The organism is Thalassotalea ponticola (genome assembly GCF_041379045.1).
GTDB classification, from domain to species: Bacteria; Pseudomonadota; Gammaproteobacteria; order Enterobacterales; family Alteromonadaceae; genus Thalassotalea_A; species Thalassotalea_A ponticola.
The window spans coordinates 1,731,722-1,748,073 of record NZ_CP166871.1 but is presented as its reverse complement, the minus strand read 5'-3'; the positions used below and the strand labels follow the sequence as shown (position 1 = coordinate 1,748,073).

The 16,352-nt window shown below is 43.0% G+C and carries 17 protein-coding genes, 14 tRNA genes and 1 riboswitch; of the genes, 30 read left to right on the top strand and 1 reads right to left on the bottom strand.

The features are described 5' to 3' along the window. Positions 1-35: 35 nt before the first annotated feature. From ACAY30_RS07525 to ACAY30_RS07510, 4 genes are all read left to right on the top strand, one after another. Entirely contained in the window at positions 36-329 is a 294-nt protein-coding gene (locus ACAY30_RS07525; RefSeq protein WP_290251949.1) for a hypothetical protein, read from the top strand. A gap of 38 nt (positions 330-367) precedes the next feature. Continuing rightward, positions 368-712, top strand: a complete 345-nt coding sequence (locus tag ACAY30_RS07520; RefSeq protein WP_371189824.1) for a hypothetical protein — start codon at positions 368-370, stop codon at positions 710-712. Between the two features lie 149 nt (positions 713-861). Then, entirely contained in the window at positions 862-1,161 is a 300-nt protein-coding gene (locus ACAY30_RS07515) for a hypothetical protein (RefSeq protein ID WP_371189822.1), read from the top strand. 61 nt (positions 1,162-1,222) lie between these two features. Then, positions 1,223-2,161 carry a hypothetical protein gene (locus ACAY30_RS07510; RefSeq protein ID WP_290250408.1) on the top strand — a complete coding sequence of 313 codons (939 nt, stop codon included), beginning with the start codon at positions 1,223-1,225 and terminating at the stop codon, positions 2,159-2,161. 849 nt (positions 2,162-3,010) lie between these two features. On the opposite strand, the gene fabA is transcribed toward ACAY30_RS07510, so the two are convergent. Further along, positions 3,011-3,529 (bottom strand): bifunctional 3-hydroxydecanoyl-ACP dehydratase/trans-2-decenoyl-ACP isomerase, encoded by a 519-nt coding sequence (gene fabA / locus ACAY30_RS07505; protein ID WP_290250407.1) that lies wholly within the window; start codon positions 3,527-3,529, stop codon positions 3,011-3,013. A 191-nt stretch (positions 3,530-3,720) separates the two neighbouring features. On the opposite strand from fabA, the gene ACAY30_RS07500 reads away from it, so the two are divergent. The 26 genes from ACAY30_RS07500 (at position 3,721) to ACAY30_RS07375 (ending at position 16,281) form a co-directional block, all read left to right on the top strand. Continuing rightward, positions 3,721-3,984, top strand: a complete 264-nt coding sequence (locus tag ACAY30_RS07500; protein WP_290250406.1) for a hypothetical protein — start codon at positions 3,721-3,723, stop codon at positions 3,982-3,984. 10 nt (positions 3,985-3,994) lie between these two features. Then, a complete protein-coding gene (uvrY, locus tag ACAY30_RS07495) occupies positions 3,995-4,657 on the top strand; it encodes a UvrY/SirA/GacA family response regulator transcription factor (RefSeq protein ID WP_290250405.1) in 663 nt (220 codons plus the stop codon). Continuing rightward, positions 4,647-6,479 carry an excinuclease ABC subunit UvrC gene (gene uvrC, locus ACAY30_RS07490; protein WP_290250404.1) on the top strand — a complete coding sequence of 611 codons (1,833 nt, stop codon included), beginning with the start codon at positions 4,647-4,649 and terminating at the stop codon, positions 6,477-6,479. Before uvrY ends, uvrC begins: the two co-directional genes overlap by 11 nt. Positions 6,480-6,486: 7 nt before the next feature. Continuing rightward, positions 6,487-7,380, top strand: a complete 894-nt coding sequence (locus ACAY30_RS07485; RefSeq protein ID WP_290250403.1) for a sulfurtransferase — start codon at positions 6,487-6,489, stop codon at positions 7,378-7,380. A 91-nt stretch (positions 7,381-7,471) separates the two neighbouring features. Then, entirely contained in the window at positions 7,472-8,077 is a 606-nt protein-coding gene (gene pgsA / locus ACAY30_RS07480) for a CDP-diacylglycerol--glycerol-3-phosphate 3-phosphatidyltransferase (RefSeq protein WP_290250402.1), read from the top strand. 232 nt (positions 8,078-8,309) lie between these two features. Continuing rightward, positions 8,310-8,385, top strand: a tRNA-Gly gene (locus tag ACAY30_RS07475). A 44-nt stretch (positions 8,386-8,429) separates the two neighbouring features. Next, a tRNA-Cys gene (locus tag ACAY30_RS07470) sits at positions 8,430-8,503 on the top strand. A gap of 4 nt (positions 8,504-8,507) precedes the next feature. Further along, positions 8,508-8,594: transfer RNA gene (locus tag ACAY30_RS07465), tRNA-Leu, on the top strand. 36 nt (positions 8,595-8,630) lie between these two features. Then, positions 8,631-8,706, top strand: a tRNA-Gly gene (locus tag ACAY30_RS07460). A 25-nt stretch (positions 8,707-8,731) separates the two neighbouring features. Continuing rightward, positions 8,732-8,807 (top strand) — tRNA-Gly (locus tag ACAY30_RS07455). 39 nt (positions 8,808-8,846) lie between these two features. Further along, positions 8,847-8,933, top strand: a tRNA-Leu gene (locus ACAY30_RS07450). Positions 8,934-9,000: 67 nt separating this feature from the next. Beyond that, positions 9,001-9,076, top strand: a tRNA-Gly gene (locus ACAY30_RS07445). Positions 9,077-9,095: 19 nt separating this feature from the next. Continuing rightward, a tRNA-Gly gene (locus ACAY30_RS07440) sits at positions 9,096-9,171 on the top strand. Positions 9,172-9,192: 21 nt separating this feature from the next. After that, a tRNA-Gly gene (locus ACAY30_RS07435) sits at positions 9,193-9,268 on the top strand. Between the two features lie 39 nt (positions 9,269-9,307). Next, positions 9,308-9,381: transfer RNA gene (locus ACAY30_RS07430), tRNA-Cys, on the top strand. Positions 9,382-9,385: 4 nt separating this feature from the next. Beyond that, a tRNA-Leu gene (locus ACAY30_RS07425) sits at positions 9,386-9,472 on the top strand. Positions 9,473-9,506: 34 nt separating this feature from the next. Continuing rightward, positions 9,507-9,582 (top strand) — tRNA-Gly (locus ACAY30_RS07420). 37 nt (positions 9,583-9,619) lie between these two features. Next, positions 9,620-9,706: transfer RNA gene (locus tag ACAY30_RS07415), tRNA-Leu, on the top strand. 41 nt (positions 9,707-9,747) lie between these two features. Further along, a tRNA-Gly gene (locus tag ACAY30_RS07410) sits at positions 9,748-9,823 on the top strand. A gap of 193 nt (positions 9,824-10,016) precedes the next feature. Further along, the gene (locus tag ACAY30_RS07405; RefSeq protein WP_290250401.1) at positions 10,017-10,664 is read left to right on the top strand and encodes a DUF2959 domain-containing protein; all 648 of its coding nucleotides are present in this window, start codon (positions 10,017-10,019) and stop codon (positions 10,662-10,664) included. Positions 10,665-10,725: 61 nt separating this feature from the next. Next, positions 10,726-11,301: a DUF4136 domain-containing protein gene (locus ACAY30_RS07400; protein ID WP_290250400.1), complete on the top strand. Its 576-nt coding sequence runs from the start codon at positions 10,726-10,728 to the stop codon at positions 11,299-11,301. A gap of 72 nt (positions 11,302-11,373) precedes the next feature. Beyond that, complete coding sequence (locus ACAY30_RS07395; RefSeq protein WP_290250399.1) at positions 11,374-11,724, top strand: HIT domain-containing protein; 351 nt, start codon at positions 11,374-11,376, stop codon at positions 11,722-11,724. 194 nt (positions 11,725-11,918) lie between these two features. Beyond that, a riboswitch (TPP riboswitch) is annotated at positions 11,919-12,024 on the top strand. Positions 12,025-12,097: 73 nt separating this feature from the next. After that, entirely contained in the window at positions 12,098-14,272 is a 2,175-nt protein-coding gene (locus tag ACAY30_RS07390) for a TonB-dependent receptor (RefSeq protein WP_290250398.1), read from the top strand. Between the two features lie 69 nt (positions 14,273-14,341). Further along, positions 14,342-14,617, top strand: coding sequence for a hypothetical protein (locus ACAY30_RS07385; RefSeq protein ID WP_290250397.1), 276 nt, complete (start codon positions 14,342-14,344; stop codon positions 14,615-14,617). Beyond that, positions 14,617-15,237: a nicotinamide riboside transporter PnuC gene (gene pnuC, locus ACAY30_RS07380; RefSeq protein ID WP_290250396.1), complete on the top strand. Its 621-nt coding sequence runs from the start codon at positions 14,617-14,619 to the stop codon at positions 15,235-15,237. Before ACAY30_RS07385 ends, pnuC begins: the two co-directional genes overlap by 1 nt. 33 nt (positions 15,238-15,270) lie before the next feature. Beyond that, on the top strand, positions 15,271-16,281 hold the full coding sequence (locus tag ACAY30_RS07375) for a phosphotransferase (protein WP_290250395.1): 1,011 nt from the start codon (positions 15,271-15,273) through the stop codon (positions 16,279-16,281). The last annotated feature ends 71 nt before the right edge of the window (positions 16,282-16,352 follow it).

Here is a 16,352-nt window from a genome sequence, read left to right as displayed (position 1 = left end):
AGCCGTAAATTAAACATTAAAAGGATATTCTGTTAATGCTCCAGCCAAAATGGATAAAAAGATTTATTGCGATATTAGTATTATCTTTTGCTGGCTTTTTCCTTTTTCTGCACGCCGCAATGAGTTCCGACACAGCTATAGAAATTGAGTGGTATTATCAACTGGAAATGGTTGTTGCTCGATTGATTTGGTGGCCAGCGTCAATATATCTGGCTATTAGAAAGTATATCGATTCAACTTTTAACATATTAGGTTTTGAACTGTGGCCAATTCAGTTTTTAGGCTATTTTTTACTGTTCAAAGTCTTCGATAAATATAAAGCTCAATAATTCTGGTTTGAGCGATAAGCGGAAATAAAAGGATATTTATGCTTTCCATATTATGGTCCAAAAAGACACGAGCATTGTTGGCTTTTTTAAGAGAAGGAAATAGTTTCCTCAACAAAGAATATCCAAAGGCCAAATACTATTCAAAAGAGCAAATTTCATGGATGTTAGTTTCGCTATTTCCGCAATATAAGTGTTATTCGGAATATGCACTTTATGTCTTTATGGAGCCTGAACAGTTTAAAGCTTTGAATATCGCCTTGGGTGGTATATATGACTTAGACGGGATACAAACAGATATACAGCATGTTCTGAAAGAAATTAAAGATAAATCAGCTTTAGCCAAATACTCTAGCATCAGCAGTGTAAGCGGTATGAGACTGTAATGAGCGATAAACGGACGTGTAAAGATAGGTCGAGGGATCTAATGCGGATACTAATCATATTATTGTTTTCGAGTTTATGCATTTCTTGCGCTGCAAATTCCCAAAGCTTATCTAACCATTATTCGAATTATGTTGGCGGCGAATTTGAGTTGACTGAAGATATGGCTTTATATGAACAGTCCGAGGGTAACTTTGGCTTTTATAATGTTTCATTGGTAAGGCAAAGCGATTGCTGTCACCAGGGTAGGTTAATAGCAAATTTACCTGAAGGAACAAAAATTACTGTTGATGATGTTTTGCGTTATACGTTTTTTACAAACGACTGTAACGAGGCCATTGGCAAGATTAACGTTGACGACAAACTTATAAAGTTTGAGTTTTTTATCAATTGTAATTACCAAGGATTAAAAATATCTAAGTCACTTCCTTGGGGAAAATCAAAAGCCTAATAATGGGCTGCTTTGAGCGATAACCAGACCTTAGCAACCTCACTATTATATTCAAATAAAAATGACAGAAATTATTAAAGCAGATAAAACTCTACGCACTAAATTACTTGTATTTGTGCTTATCATGTTATCTTTATCTTTATTTTTTCAGTCGGATATTTATTCAAACTTTATACGAGGTGATGTCCAAAACTTAACTAACGAGCAAGCTATTGAGGCATATTATAAGCTACTAGCCATTGCTTCGATTTTTAACCTTGCGTGGTTATTTGCATTAGTTACTTTTACTTTTTTTATGGTACGAATAGCTATTCGAGCAATAAGGGAGAGCAGATTCCCACCTTTAGACTGTAAAGTACCTGTTGATATAAAAGTAGTCGTTGGCAGAAAAGCTAAAATACAGGCAACTTTAATTATACTCAGCGTGTTCTTTCTTTTGCTTACACCACTCTTTATTTTTTCTTTTTTATATAAAGATTACAAAGTAATGTCAGATACTTTTGAAACACTAGATAATTTTCATGAAACTCTTGATGCACATTACTTAACAAAAATAAATGAGGCCCCTAACGATATAGAAAGTGTCCATTATTACTTTGAGCTTAATAAACATGAAGAAGCGATTGCTCTACTGGAAAAACTTATCTCTGAAGGGAGTGATAGAGCCTTGTATGCAAAATCGATTGAAAGCCTAGTAGGTGAGCTTCTGCCAAAAGATGTGACTAAGAGCATCGATACGCTAACTTTATTATGTGAAAAATACGTAGAACCTTGCCTTAGACTAGCTGTGCACTATAGGCAGAATAAAGATTACAATCACTCTCTGTCCTACTTTAATAAAGCAGCTTCAGGAGAGCATAAACAAGTTTTTCGAGAATGGAGATATTTGTATAATCGCCTGAATATGAATGACCGAGAAAAGCTTGATGAATACACTATCAAAATGAACCAGGCAGAGTCTTATCTATGTGATGAATTTTACTGCCTTACTCAACATTAAAGCTTAGTTTAATCACCGTTGATGGCAGAACTCGGCCGTACAGTTCACCTCGAAAATAGAAGAGATCCCATCCAAAACCATGATGGGATGACGGCTTAATTTTCTGATTTAGTTAATGACTCTGAATGGCACAAAGCTGCCGGTCAAGGCACATCGAAATTGAAGGAGATCCCATCCAAAAGCATGATGGGATGACGCTGAATTGTTTTAATTATTTGAGCGACTCTGTCTGGCACTTATCGGCCGGTCAAGCCACATCGAAACTGATAGAGATCCCATCCAAAAGCATGATGGGATGACGGCTTTATTATTCTGATTTTGTTGATGACTCTGTGTGGCACAAAACGGCCGTACAACGTCTTCTTATAACTTGAAGCGTCCTAATCACAAAGAATGGTCGCATGAGCACCTCTTTTCTAACTTTTTGCATAAATTCAAAGGGACAAGACGGCGATTCGTAATCCTTTAAACGCGACTAGGTCGTATGTGAAGGTATGGCGTGTCAGCGAGGTAGTTAATTGGAACCAGACAAAATGGTTATCACAACAATTTTAGCTGTAATGTTCGCAACAGTACGATTGGATTTAGCTCTTTAATCAAAACTGATCGAACACAGTAAAACCTATTTACTTAGAATGTTTCAGCACAACGATGCAATGTTATCAATGGTAGCGGTAATTAAGACGTGCATCGGTGCAAAAATAAAGGGCTATGAAACAATATTCATAGCCCTTTAAATATGTTTTTTTAGTCAAATTTGGCGATTTGAACACTAAGTTGTCGTTATTGCCATTGTTGCCAATGCGTTAGCTTGCGCGTTGGCCGGTAATACGTGTCGTTTAAGAGATGTTAAAACGCAGTTGTATCAGTAAAAAGACCAACTTTTAAGTCGGTTGCTTGGTAGATTACCTTACCGTCGACTTCTACCGTGCCATCGGCAAGACCCATGTAAAGTTTGCGTTTAATCACGCGTTTAAGGTCAATGCGATACGTTACTTTTTTCGCAGTAGGTAAAATTTGTCCGGTAAATTTAACTTCACCAACACCTAACGCACGACCGCGGCCAGGACCACCTGTCCATGCTAAGAAGAAGCCCACAAGTTGCCACATGGCATCAAGGCCTAGACAGCCCGGCATTACTGGGTCGCCTTTAAAGTGACAATCGAAAAACCACAAGTCTGGATTGATGTCCAACTCGGCAACAATTTCGCCTTTGCCAAATTTACCACCTTCCTCGGTGATTTTGACGATTCTATCCATCATTAGCATGTTGTCGGCTGGAAGTTTTGAGTTACCTTCACCAAAAAAGTCGGTGGTGCCGGCAAGGACTAAGTCTTGTTTGTTGTAAGCATTCTTTTGTTCAAACATGATAAAATTTTTCTCATCTTTTTGTTTACTGATCGGAGCTGTTAGCCACGTGACTAAAGGCTTGATCGGGAAAATCATCAGGCCAAGACTTTAGCGTACATGTGTACGCCAAACAATAAAAAAATGAAATTAATTGCAATTAATTTGGTTATCCGTAACCATATAACAAAAAATAACAAGAGAGCATGGTAATGGCTGATACTGGTACGACCAAAGTAGCGTTAAGTAACGCTGAAAAACAACAACGCTTTCGCGAGCGTCAGCGCAGCAAAGGCAAAAAAGAAGTACGCGGATATTTATCGAAAGAAGCGATAGAGTGCTACCAGCAAATCAGTGAGCAAACTGATTGGAACGACAGCACGATATTGTCAAATGCGATTCGCATTACCTATGCCGCCTACAAAAACGGTCAAATTGGTTTGCTCAGCAATTGGCTAAATCAACATAAGTTATAAGGGATTTTGAGTGATAAACGTTGTATTGGTTGATGATCATGATTTAGTACGCACCGGGATTAAACGCTTACTCGAAGATTCGAAGGCGATTAAAGTGGTCGCGGAAATGGCCACCGGCGAAGATGCGGTCGCGTATTGTCGTCAAAACGAGCCTGATGTGATTTTAATGGATGTTAATATGCCGGGCATTGGTGGGTTAGAGGCGACTCGAAAAATTTTGCGCTACAAACCGCATTTAAAGCTGATCGTGCTAACGGTACAAGCTGAGGAGCCTTTCCCAACTACCGTCATGCAAATAGGGGCGTCGGGATTTCTCACCAAAAATACACCGCCGGAAGAAATGATTCAAGCGATACGGGCAGTAAAGTCGGGGCAACGATATATCACCCCTGAAATTGCGCAAACAATGGCGCTATCCTCATTTAGTAAAAAAGATGAAAGCCCATTGGCCTCGTTGTCGGATCGCGAATTGCAAATAATGATGATGATAACGCGCGGAGAAAAGGTGGTTAGTATTTCTGAAAAACTGTCTTTGAGCAGTAAAACGGTGAATAGCTATCGCTATCGGATGTTTGAAAAGTTGTCGGTTAGCAATGATGTGGAGTTGACTCATTTAGCAATTCGCTATGGTTTACTGCGTACCGACGACGTGCAATTGAAACATGGAAAATAATCAAACAGTCTTTGACCATAAAGCGTTTTTGGCGAACGTCACTCATCAAAGTGGCGTTTATCGCATGTATGACGAACAGCAACAAGTCATTTATGTAGGCAAGGCAAAAGATCTCAACAAACGGTTGGCCAGTTATTTTCGCCGAGACGTTCCTAGCGTTAAGACTCGAGCGTTAGTTCAACAAATTCGCGCTATCGATGTGACCATAACCCACACCGAAGGCGAAGCACTTATTCTTGAAAACAACTACATCAAGAAATATCAGCCCAAATACAATATTTTACTGCGAGATGACAAATCTTACCCCTATATAGTCATCACAGCTCATCGCCACCCTAAACTAGGAGCTCATCGCGGGGGAAAGCGTGTTAAAGGCGAATATTTTGGACCATTTCCAAGTGCGGGCGCGGTGTGGGACAGCTTGCGTCTAATGCAAAAATTATTCCCCATTCGCCAATGTGAAGATAGCTATTATCGCGCTCGCTCTCGTCCTTGTTTGCAATATCAATTAAAGCGTTGCAGCGCACCGTGTGTTGATAAAATATCAGAGCAAGACTATCAGCAACAGGTCCATTTAGCGCGGCTGTTTTTACAGGGTAAAAATGAGCAGGTAATTTCAACACTGGTTGAATCAATGGAACGGGCCAGTGATAAACTCGCATTTGAGCAGGCGGCAAGATACCGAGATCAGATCGCGACGCTTCGCAAAGTACAAGAGAAGCAGTTTGTTTCAGGGACTACCGCTGAATTGGATGTGATTGGCTTTGCTCGTATAAAGAATCAAGCGTGCTTACACATCTTGTTTATTCGCGATCGCATGGTGCTGGGTAGCAAGAGTTTTTATCCGCTCATTCCTTCGGCCAGTTCAGATGAGGAAATTGTCAGTGCCTTTGTAACACAGCATTACTTAGGTGAAGATGTTAATCAGGGGAACATAGCGAAAGAGATCATTTTGCCATGTGCCATTGATAACAGCGTCCAATTACAACACCTGTTGTCAAAACAGGTGGGATATGAGGTGAAGATCGCCAGTAATGTGCGCAGTGAACGAAAACGTTATCTGACCTTGGCCAACACCAACGCAGACAATGCGCTGCAAGTTAAAAACAGTCATAAAGAATCAATGCAAGCGCGATTTAGAGAATTGAACAACGAGTTTGAACTGAATAAGCCAATTGAACGCATTGAGTGTTTTGATATCAGTCATACCATGGGGCAACAAACCGTAGCGTCGTGTGTGGTGTTTAATCCTGACGGCCCGTTAAAAAGCGATTACAGACGATATAATGTGCACGGCATAACCCCCGGTGACGACTATGCTGCCATGTCGTTTGCGCTGAATAAGCGTTACGGTAAAGTAAAAGATGACGATAAGCTACCAGATATTGTGTTTATTGATGGCGGTAAAGGTCAACTTGCCCGTGCCGAGCAATTCTTTGCTGACCTTGATTTACCGCATAGCCCTTTATTGATCGGTGTTGCCAAGGGAGAGTCGCGAAAACCTGGACTCGAAACGCTGATCATGGCAGGCTCTCATCAATTAATTAATTTACCTGCGACTTCGCCAGCGTTGCATTTAGTGCAACACATTCGCGATGAGTCGCACCGATTTGCAATAGCAGGGCACCGCGCGAAACGCGCAAAGGCGGCAAAAAAATCGACGTTGGAAGATATTCCTGGTATCGGCGCTAAAAAACGACAGGCGTTACTTAAGTATTTGGGCGGTTTACAGGAAGTTAAAAATGCTTCAGTCGACCAACTAATGCAAGTACCTGGTATATCGCAACAGTTAGCTAAAACCATTCGCGACTTCTTCAATTAGGATAATTATGACCATACCGTTACCAAGCGTACCCGTTGTCGATAGCACGTGGCTAGTAAAACATTTAGGTGATGAGCAATTAATTGTGATTGATGCAGTTATGGATAACATTGTCGGTATTGAACCGCGTATCTATTCATCTTTATCGGTAATACCCAACGCAATTGCGGTGAATGTCGAGCAGCAGTTATGTGATAGACACAGTCCACAGTTACACGCGATGCCGACAACGGAGCAATTTAACGCGTTGATCCAGCATTACCAGATAAGCCGTGATGCCGTCGTGGTGATTTATGATCAACAAGGCATCTACAGTGCGCCAAGAGTATGGTTGACATTTAAGTATATGGGGTTTGACAACGTTTTTGTATTAGACGGCGGTTTACCCACATGGCTGGACAACGAGCTACCGGTCGTCGATAAGTACCGAACAAGCGACGCGTTCTCGGCGTTGCCTGTCAGTGCCCAAAGCAGTACGTTTGGTCGCAACATATTTTGCGCTAGCAAGCGCTCTGAGTTACTGATTGACAAACAGCGAATACTAACGGGTTTACAACAATCCGATGTTAGCCTTATTGATGTGCGTAGTCACCAACGGTTTTATGCACAGATTCCCGAACCGCGCGCCGGAGTGCGGCGAGGGCACATACCCGGCTCAATAAACATTCCATTTACCGATGTACTTGAGCATGGTCGATTTAAAGACAGAGACTCACTGCTCGAGTTATTCGATGCGCACATCGACCAGCAAAGCAGTGCTATTATATATTCATGTGGCTCGGGCATTACCGCATGCATTGTTATGTTGGCGTCAATATTAGTGGGTTATCACAACGTTTGCCTGTATGACGGTTCGTGGGCTGAGTGGGGGAGCGATCACGCGCTTCCTATCAATAGTTAGCCGGTAAATGCAAAAATGTTAAAAAGGTTACATGACAAGTGGCAAGCTTCATGTAAAATAGACAACTAAAACAAGCAGTTTAATTAATTTTATGTGGACAATACCTAACCATATCACCTTATTCCGTATTTTTTTGATACCAGTATTCATTTTTGTCTACTACATGCACGACATGATGCCAGATCAATTCAGTAAAAACTGGTCAAACTTTGCCGCGTTCGCTGTTTTTTGGGTTGCGTCAATCAGTGATGCATTAGATGGTTATCTGGCCCGTCGGTTAAAGCAATCAACACCGTTTGGCGCGTTTATCGATCCGGTAGCGGATAAATTGATGGTGACCATCGCATTGGTACTGATTGTTTCTGAATTTCGCAATATTTGGGTGACAATACCGGCGGTTATTATGATTGCACGGGAAATCGTGATATCTGCGCTAAGAGAGTTTATGGCCGACGTTGGAAAACGCGACCAAGTAGCCGTCTCAGATTTGGGTAAATGGAAAACCGCAACCCAAATGTTGGCACTTATGGGCCTAATCTGGCAGCCTAATTATCCTATTCCACTGGTGTTATTCGACGTGCCGTCTTCGCTAATTATTTACGCGGCTTGGTTTTTTTATTTCTTGGCTACCGTATTTGCGTTTATTTCGATGACTCAGTACTTACGCGCAGCAATGCCGGCATTGCGCGGTAATTAGCACCTTCTTAGCGCGCGTGTTAATGCGCGCGCACCAATAATGAATCGTTAAACGCCCGCTAAATAGGCCATGTGAGATGGTAAAAAATGACCGATAAACAACGCCTTTTAGCGAAAAAATCACCATGTTAGTCGATTTTTGAGCAAACGATAAAAAAATAAAATTTAAGTGTTGACTCATCAAAAGAACGATGTAGAATGCACAACCGTTGACAGGGAGTCAGCATGGAAAAGCGGCTGTAGCTCAGTTGGTAGAGCATCACGTTGCCAACGTGAATGTCACGAGTTCGAGTCTCGTTAGCCGCTCCAATTATTTAGATAAGGACATCCATCACCAGCTTGTTGATGTTATTGGCGGGTTGGCAGAGTGGCTATGCAGCGGATTGCAAATCCGTGGACCTCGGTTCGACTCCGGGACCCGCCTCCATTCTGCCCGGGTGGTGGAATTGGTAGACACAAGGGATTTAAAATCCCTCGTCTTAACGGACGTGCCGGTTCAAGTCCGGCCCCGGGTACCATTTCATCAACACATGGTGAGCGTATCACTTTATAAAGCGGCTGTAGCTCAGTTGGTAGAGCATCACGTTGCCAACGTGAATGTCACGAGTTCGAGTCTCGTTAGCCGCTCCAATATACAATGTACGCACTTTATGAAGCGGCTGTAGCTCAGTTGGTAGAGCATCACGTTGCCAACGTGAATGTCACGAGTTCGAGTCTCGTTAGCCGCTCCAAATTTATAACTACCTTTATTACAAAGCATTCGGCGTTATGCCCGGGTGGTGGAATTGGTAGACACAAGGGATTTAAAATCCCTCGTCTTAACGGACGTGCCGGTTCAAGTCCGGCCCCGGGTACCATTCATTGTTGAATTAACAACAATGTATTATATTGAAGGTACTGACTTTGTAATAAGAGTTTTATGAAGCGGCTGTAGCTCAGTTGGTAGAGCATCACGTTGCCAACGTGAATGTCACGAGTTCGAGTCTCGTTAGCCGCTCCAACATTTCAAAATATATTATGCGGCTGTAGCTCAGTTGGTAGAGCATCACGTTGCCAACGTGAATGTCACGAGTTCGAGTCTCGTTAGCCGCTCCAAATTTTTCAAAATGTATTTATGCGGCTGTAGCTCAGTTGGTAGAGCATCACGTTGCCAACGTGAATGTCACGAGTTCGAGTCTCGTTAGCCGCTCCAAACATTTTGTTAAATCATCACCAACGTGTTGATGTTATCGGCGGGTTGGCAGAGTGGCTATGCAGCGGATTGCAAATCCGTGGACCTCGGTTCGACTCCGGGACCCGCCTCCATTCTGCCCGGGTGGTGGAATTGGTAGACACAAGGGATTTAAAATCCCTCGTCTTAACGGACGTGCCGGTTCAAGTCCGGCCCCGGGTACCATTTCATCGACAGATGGTGATACAAAATTGACAAAGCGGCTGTAGCTCAGTTGGTAGAGCATCACGTTGCCAACGTGAATGTCACGAGTTCGAGTCTCGTTAGCCGCTCCAATTTATTACTACCTTATTACAAAGCATTCGGCATTATGCCCGGGTGGTGGAATTGGTAGACACAAGGGATTTAAAATCCCTCGTCTTAACGGACGTGCCGGTTCAAGTCCGGCCCCGGGTACCATTTGCTTTAGCAAGGTACTAGCTTTGTAATAACACCTCTATGCGGCTGTAGCTCAGTTGGTAGAGCATCACGTTGCCAACGTGAATGTCACGAGTTCGAGTCTCGTTAGCCGCTCCAATCCTCACGTCGCATTACATTGCTTATAACTTATCTTGGTCTGTCGTTTCATATTTAATTAACCACCTGCTGTGTTAATATCTGCTTTATCCACGGTTCTTATTCGATTGTTGCTTTTGTTAAAACAGACATTTAAAAAATACCATTTTTGACGTATGCTCTACTAATCAATAACTTAAAACTAGAGTCGTCTATGCACGTTATCTCAAAGACATTTTGTATTGCCTCGGTTGCGTTACTGTCAGCGTGTCAATCTGCGTATTATTCTGCGATGGAAACGGTGGGCCAGCACAAGCGGGATATCATGGTCAGTCGCATTGAAGATGCCAAAGAATCTCAACAAGATGCACAGCAACAATTTTCATCGGCTGTAGAACAACTGAGTGATTTAATAGGCTATGACGGTGGCGACTTAAAACAACAATACCAAATCACCTTAGACAATTATCAGCAGTCAGAGGATGCGGCAAACGAGGTCAGTGATCGCATTGAAGCGATCGAGGATGTGGCCGAGGCGCTGTTTGTCGAGTGGCAAAGCGAAATCGACCAATATAGCAGTCAAACTTTGCAGCGACAAAGCCGAGCAAAATTGACGGCCACGCAACGAAATTATCAAACGCTGATGAAATCAATGCGCCAATCAGAACAAGCAATGCAACCAGTACTAGCTGCTCTAAAGGATAATATGCTGTTTTTAAAACATAATTTAAATGCAAGAGCGATTGGACAACTGCAAGGGGAGTATACCTCGTTAAAACGAGATGTGGATGTATTGATCACACGTATGAACGAGTCAATTAAGCGTTCGCAGCAATTTATCGATGATATCGAGCAGCAATAAGTGGAACTTACCGCGAGTACATCGACTCAGACTACACAACAACGACACAAGCGAGGGCATTATGAAGTCACACTTTCTCATTATTTTATTAGCCGTTAGTTTTCTAAGCGCCTGTGCGACGCGTTACAAAGCGGACGTAGATTATAATCCAAGCTACGATTTTAACGCGGTATCGACGTACGCGATACTGGTACCTGCGACGGTGGATGCACAAGGCAATACGTCATTAAGCCCTCATGTCAGTAGTTTAGATCACGATCGTATTGTCAATGCGATACATCGCAACCTACAGGCTAAAGGGATGAGCGAAGCGCAACCTGACGTTGCCGATACCTTGATAAGATTTCAAATCGCCACAAAAGACAAGTCAAAAGTACGCACTTATAACACCGGTGTGTATACGTGTTGGCGCTGTTACGGCGCATACACCTATCCGCATATGATGCAACAGGTTGAAGTGAAAGATTACACTGAGGGCACGGTGGTCATTGATATGGTGGATCCAAATACCAATAAGTCCGTTTGGCGTTCTATTTTAAGTCATGCGATCAGTAAAAACGTTCCGGTAGAAGAAAAGCAAGCACGCATCCAACAAATTGTCGATGCAATGTTGCAAGAGTACAAAACATTGCCGTAATCAACGCTGACCTTGCTAGCGACGACAATACAGATACCTCATTAAGCACTAAACATTATCAGGACCAGTTTTATGGCAGAAGAGACCATATTTTCAAAAATTATACGACAAGAAATTGACGCCCCTTTGCTTTATCAAGATGAATTAGTAACGGCCTTTCGCGATATTGCACCAAAAGCTTCGTCACATATACTGATAGTCCCTAACAAGCTGATCCCAACGATCAACGATGTTAGCGCCGACGATGAAGCTGCGTTAGGGCGAATGATCACCGTGGCAAAACAGCTCGCCAAAGAAGAGGGTATAGAAAAAAATGGCTACCGTTTGATTATCAATTGTAATCAGCACGGTGGGCAAGAGGTGTACCACATCCACATGCACTTAGTTGGTGGTGAGCCGTTAGGCCCTATGCTTTGTATCTAGAATAGATCAATAGTGCACGTATAACATATTGATTAATATGTTATACGAATCAATATATGGAATACCGATTTGCTGATACCCTAGCGATCGGTTTTTTTTATATTGATGCCAGCCTGTACGCTGTTTGCTGATGTTAATTAGTAACACGAGGGCGAGATTTACTTGTTTTGATCAACAACAAATTGCTATCATTAGCCAAAACCAGGGGGTGTTATCACACAGTGATAACTGAGATGCGTAAGCAAACCCTTAGAACCTGAACCGGATAATACCGGCGTAGGAATGGTCACTGACATGTTGCATAATCGCGCAACATATTAATAGCGTTGACACTTCTTTTGCCGGATCTCACAGCCATAATAGAGAGATCTGTATGTCGAATAAAACAGCTTTAGCGGGTTTCATACTCACTAGTGCGTTACCGTTTAGCGGGTTGGCGCAGGATACCTTACTCACTAATGAAGACGATACTGCTAACACCAATAGCACGTTATCCCGTGTTGCTACTCCTGATTTACAATTCGAGTCAACCAATCAGCAAGCATTTGAAACTATCGTTGTTACCGGTGACTATCGGCGACACAGCTTGCAGCAAAATCCATCGAGTTTATCGGTTTTAAGCGAGGCTGATATCGATAGTCGCCAAGCGCAAAACTTAGACGAAGTGGTTATATCAGTGCCCAATGTCAATTTTGCGGGCGGTACCAATCGAGCTCGATATTATCAAATCCGCGGTATTGGCGAACGAAGCCAGTTTAACGAACCAATTAACCCTTCAGTAGGGGTGATCATTGATGATGTCGACTTTACCGGTGTTGGTGGTATTGCCTCGATGTTTGATGTTGAACAAGTCGAGGTATTCAAAGGGCCACAGGGTACCAAGTTTGGCGCTAATGCTCTGGCAGGAGTGGTCAATATTAATACCAATGATCCGAGCGATAGCTTTGAGGGTCGCCTGCGATTAATGCTTTCCAATTTTGATGGACGCGCCCTAGGTATGGCTATATCTGCACCTATCAATGAGCAACTCGCATATCGAATGGCACTCGAACACCATCAAAGCGATGGTTTTAATGTCAACACGTACTTGCAAAAGCAAGATACCAATCGACGCGACGAGTTGACCGGTCGGGTTAAATTTCGCTACCGCGCAAGTGACGATTTAACCGTTGATCTCGCCGGTTTTTATTTTGATTTTAACAACGGTTATGATGCCTTTAGCTTAGATAACACGAGAAAAACGCTATCAGATCAGCCGGGCTTTGACCAACAAACGTCGAAAGCGGCGCGATTGAAACTCAATTATCAGGGATGGTCTACTGGCGATGCAGTTGTGTTGTTGAGTCATGCCGATTCTGATATCGATTACGGCTATGATGAAGATTGGTCTAATCCTTTACTCTGTGAGGTGTTTAACTGTCTCGCCCCTAGTTACTCGTCAACCGACTATTACTTTCGACAAAAGCAACTTACCAGCGCCGAGTTTCGTTTGTTATCGAAACCGAACAAGAGACTGTTTAATCAAACCACTGATTGGTTAACAGGGCTGTACTATCGAAGTGAGAATAATCACTTGCTGCGACAATACAGTTATGCAGAAACAGATTTTTACTCGCAGTATGACACTGAATCAACAGCGCTGTTTTTTCAATTAGACAGTTATTTGAGCCAACGATTAACGTTGACCACCGGATTGCGCATTGAACAACGAGATCTCAATTACGGCGATTCAAATGCGTTATATGAACAAGATAGTGAATCCATGCTTGGCACAAAACTGGTGCTGGCTTATACCCTTAATCAGCACCTGTATTACCTCTCGTATAACCGCGGCTTCAAAGCTGGGGGGGTCAATACCGATGGGACGTTGCCCGATCCATTGCGTCGCTTTTCAGCAGAGCAAGTCGATAATGTAGAGTTCGGTTTAAAAAGCCAATGGTTTGATGGTGATGCGTACACTCGCATTGCGCTGTTTCATATGAATAGAAGTGATATGCAAGTGCAAACGTACGATCAAATCAGTCGACCAGATGGCAGTGCCGAATTTTTGTCTTATATCGATAATGCAGCATCAGGTGTGAATCAAGGGGTTGAACTAGAGCTAGGGTGGAGTGTTAACAATCAATTGACTTGGTACGGGGCACTAGGCTATCTCGATAGTTATTATCAAGATTTTATCAGCATCACAGGGATAGACTTAGACGGGCGAGAGCAAGCACACGCGCCAAACTATCAATTTAGTATCGGTGTCAATTACGATCTCAGCGATCGCTGGTTAGTTAATCTCGGTATCGATCATCGCAGCGACTTTTATTTTTCTGATTCGCACAGTGAGAAATCCACAGATATGTTACTGTTAAATGGCTCTGTTACCTATACCTATGGTGATAGCCGAGTAAAATTTTGGCTTAAAAATATAACCGATGATGTCTATCAAACCCGTGGTTTTTATTTTGGTAACGATCCTCGTGATGGATACCAAAACAACAGTTATTACCAATTCGGAGCACCGCGTCAGTTTGGGGTCAGTGTAGACTATCAGTTTTAGCACCAGAAAAGACAACCAACCTTGACGGCAAGCGTCGTCAACGTCAGTTTATATGTTGAGGAATAACAGATGATCGCGTCAATTGATATCAGTTTGTACCCGTTAGCAATGCAGACCTATGAGGCTGAAATTTGGCAATTCATTGATCGCTTGCGTTCAGTTGACGGCTTAAAGGTAGTGACCAATGGCCTGAGCACGCAGGTTTTTGGCGACTATGACTTAGCAACAACACACGTGCTTGAGGCTATTAAGCAGGTTCATCAACGAACCGGTAGTGCGGTGTTTGTGGTTAAACTTTTGGCCGGTGAAGTCGCTTTTGAGCGCCCGCACCGAGACGTAGGCTGATGGATATACTTGCAAGCACCATCGGCTACTTTGCTAACGCACCGTTTTGGGAGTTGGTGGCAGTAGGGCTGTCTATTGCCTATGTTATTCTAGTGGCTCATAACTCAATATGGTGCTGGCCAGCAGCGCTGATCAGCACGTTCATTTTTACCGTTATCTTTTACGATGTCTCGCTGTTGATGGAATCATTGTTAAACGGTTATTACATGGTTATGGCAGTCTATGGTTGGTATTGTTGGCAACGCTCGAGTCAAGTAAACCACGGAGAGAAAATCATTCGTTGGCCGCTTCGTCACCACCTGGTGCTGGTGTTAGCGTTGTCATTACTGAGTTTGCTGCTCGGCTGGTACATGGCTAACTATACGCAAGCAGATTTTGCCTATTTAGATACATTTACCACTGTATTTGCCATGGCGACGACGTATTTGGTTGCAATAAAGGTATTTGAAAATTGGTGGTATTGGATCGTTATTAATACGGCTTCGGTGTACTTGTACCTGCAAAAAGGGCTCGAGCCAACAGCGTGTTTGGCGATGTTTAATATCGTCATGTGCTTTATCGGTATCTATCGTTGGCACAGTGCGTATAAACTTCAGTTGGCACCTGGCAATGGAAGCTAAAGCCAATACATTATGCAAGTGAGAAAGGTCGACATGTCAATCTGGTACCACGCCGAGAACGCGCGGCCAATATTAAAAACTTTGCTCGCTCATGCCAATGACGTTTCAGTTTTTAGCGACGGGATTTCTCACAACAGCTATCGTATTGAGGTTTCGCCAGAGACCATAAACAAAGCGTTAAATAAGGTGCTAAACACTGGGGCAGATAAGCAATTAAATAACTGCAACCCAAGCGACCTGCAAACTGAATTGCACCGTCTGCTTGTCAATCTGACTTGTGCTATCAATCAATCTAAACCAACACCTGAAAATCGCGTAAATCTTGTGGTGAAAGTGTATCATCCGGTCGACAGCATGGCGCCATTATCGTTATGGCAGCAGGCAAGCCATGCAGACCTAGCACCAAAAATTTACTATCACAATTTTCAAGAAGGCGTTGTCATCAGTGAATTCATTGACGGCGTCAATCTAAATCGCAGTCAGCTTAGTGTCGAACAGAAAGTAAGCGCAACAGTGGCGCAAGTTGCTAGGTTACATCGCCTCAATTGCCAACTATCGCCATTAGACATCCCTGAACTCACAGAGCAGTTAGCCTTGTCCGCTCGCGGTGGTTTACGCCGTATTAACAAAACGCTAGGCGATGTAACAACACGCGCAACACAATTGGTGTCAACACTCGATAATCAAGTACATCGCTGGGTTAGCTGTCATGGCGACTTAAACTTTAACAATGTGTTATCGACGGACAGGTTTTGCCTTATCGACTTTGATTGTGCGGTATCAGCTGAGCCTGAGTGGGATATCGCGATGATGATTGCTATTAATGATTTGCCGCAAAAATACATTGTCGCTAGTTGTCACTGCTACAACCAACAAAAGTTACCGATACAACCGACTGTCACCGCAGAAAAAGTTACGCGTTACCTTGATATTTGTCGTTTAATCAACGGCTTATGGTTCTTGTCGGTAAATGACGAACAACTGCGTCCAAAGCAGAGACGCTGGGCGCATAGACAGATAAAACAAGCACTTACACTTTGGTAAGGGCGTTTTTTTGCGACAAAGTACCATCACAGTGAGACTAACGGTCGTGCGTAATGAGTACTGCTGACGGA

Coding starts and splice junctions, on each gene's coding strand:
- ACAY30_RS07525 (WP_290251949.1), top strand. CDS start 36: ATGCTCCAGCCAAAATGGATAAAAAGATTTATTGCGATATTAGTATTA.
- ACAY30_RS07520 (WP_371189824.1), top strand. CDS start 368: ATGCTTTCCATATTATGGTCCAAAAAGACACGAGCATTGTTGGCTTTT.
- ACAY30_RS07510 (WP_290250408.1), top strand. CDS start 1,223: ATGACAGAAATTATTAAAGCAGATAAAACTCTACGCACTAAATTACTT.
- fabA (WP_290250407.1), bottom strand. CDS start 3,529: ATGTTTGAACAAAAGAATGCTTACAACAAACAAGACTTAGTCCTTGCC.
- ACAY30_RS07500 (WP_290250406.1), top strand. CDS start 3,721: ATGGCTGATACTGGTACGACCAAAGTAGCGTTAAGTAACGCTGAAAAA.
- uvrC (WP_290250404.1), top strand. CDS start 4,647: ATGGAAAATAATCAAACAGTCTTTGACCATAAAGCGTTTTTGGCGAAC.
- ACAY30_RS07485 (WP_290250403.1), top strand. CDS start 6,487: ATGACCATACCGTTACCAAGCGTACCCGTTGTCGATAGCACGTGGCTA.
- pgsA (WP_290250402.1), top strand. CDS start 7,472: ATGTGGACAATACCTAACCATATCACCTTATTCCGTATTTTTTTGATA.
- ACAY30_RS07405 (WP_290250401.1), top strand. CDS start 10,017: ATGCACGTTATCTCAAAGACATTTTGTATTGCCTCGGTTGCGTTACTG.
- ACAY30_RS07400 (WP_290250400.1), top strand. CDS start 10,726: ATGAAGTCACACTTTCTCATTATTTTATTAGCCGTTAGTTTTCTAAGC.
- ACAY30_RS07395 (WP_290250399.1), top strand. CDS start 11,374: ATGGCAGAAGAGACCATATTTTCAAAAATTATACGACAAGAAATTGAC.
- ACAY30_RS07390 (WP_290250398.1), top strand. CDS start 12,098: ATGTCGAATAAAACAGCTTTAGCGGGTTTCATACTCACTAGTGCGTTA.
- ACAY30_RS07385 (WP_290250397.1), top strand. CDS start 14,342: ATGATCGCGTCAATTGATATCAGTTTGTACCCGTTAGCAATGCAGACC.
- pnuC (WP_290250396.1), top strand. CDS start 14,617: ATGGATATACTTGCAAGCACCATCGGCTACTTTGCTAACGCACCGTTT.
- ACAY30_RS07375 (WP_290250395.1), top strand. CDS start 15,271: ATGTCAATCTGGTACCACGCCGAGAACGCGCGGCCAATATTAAAAACT.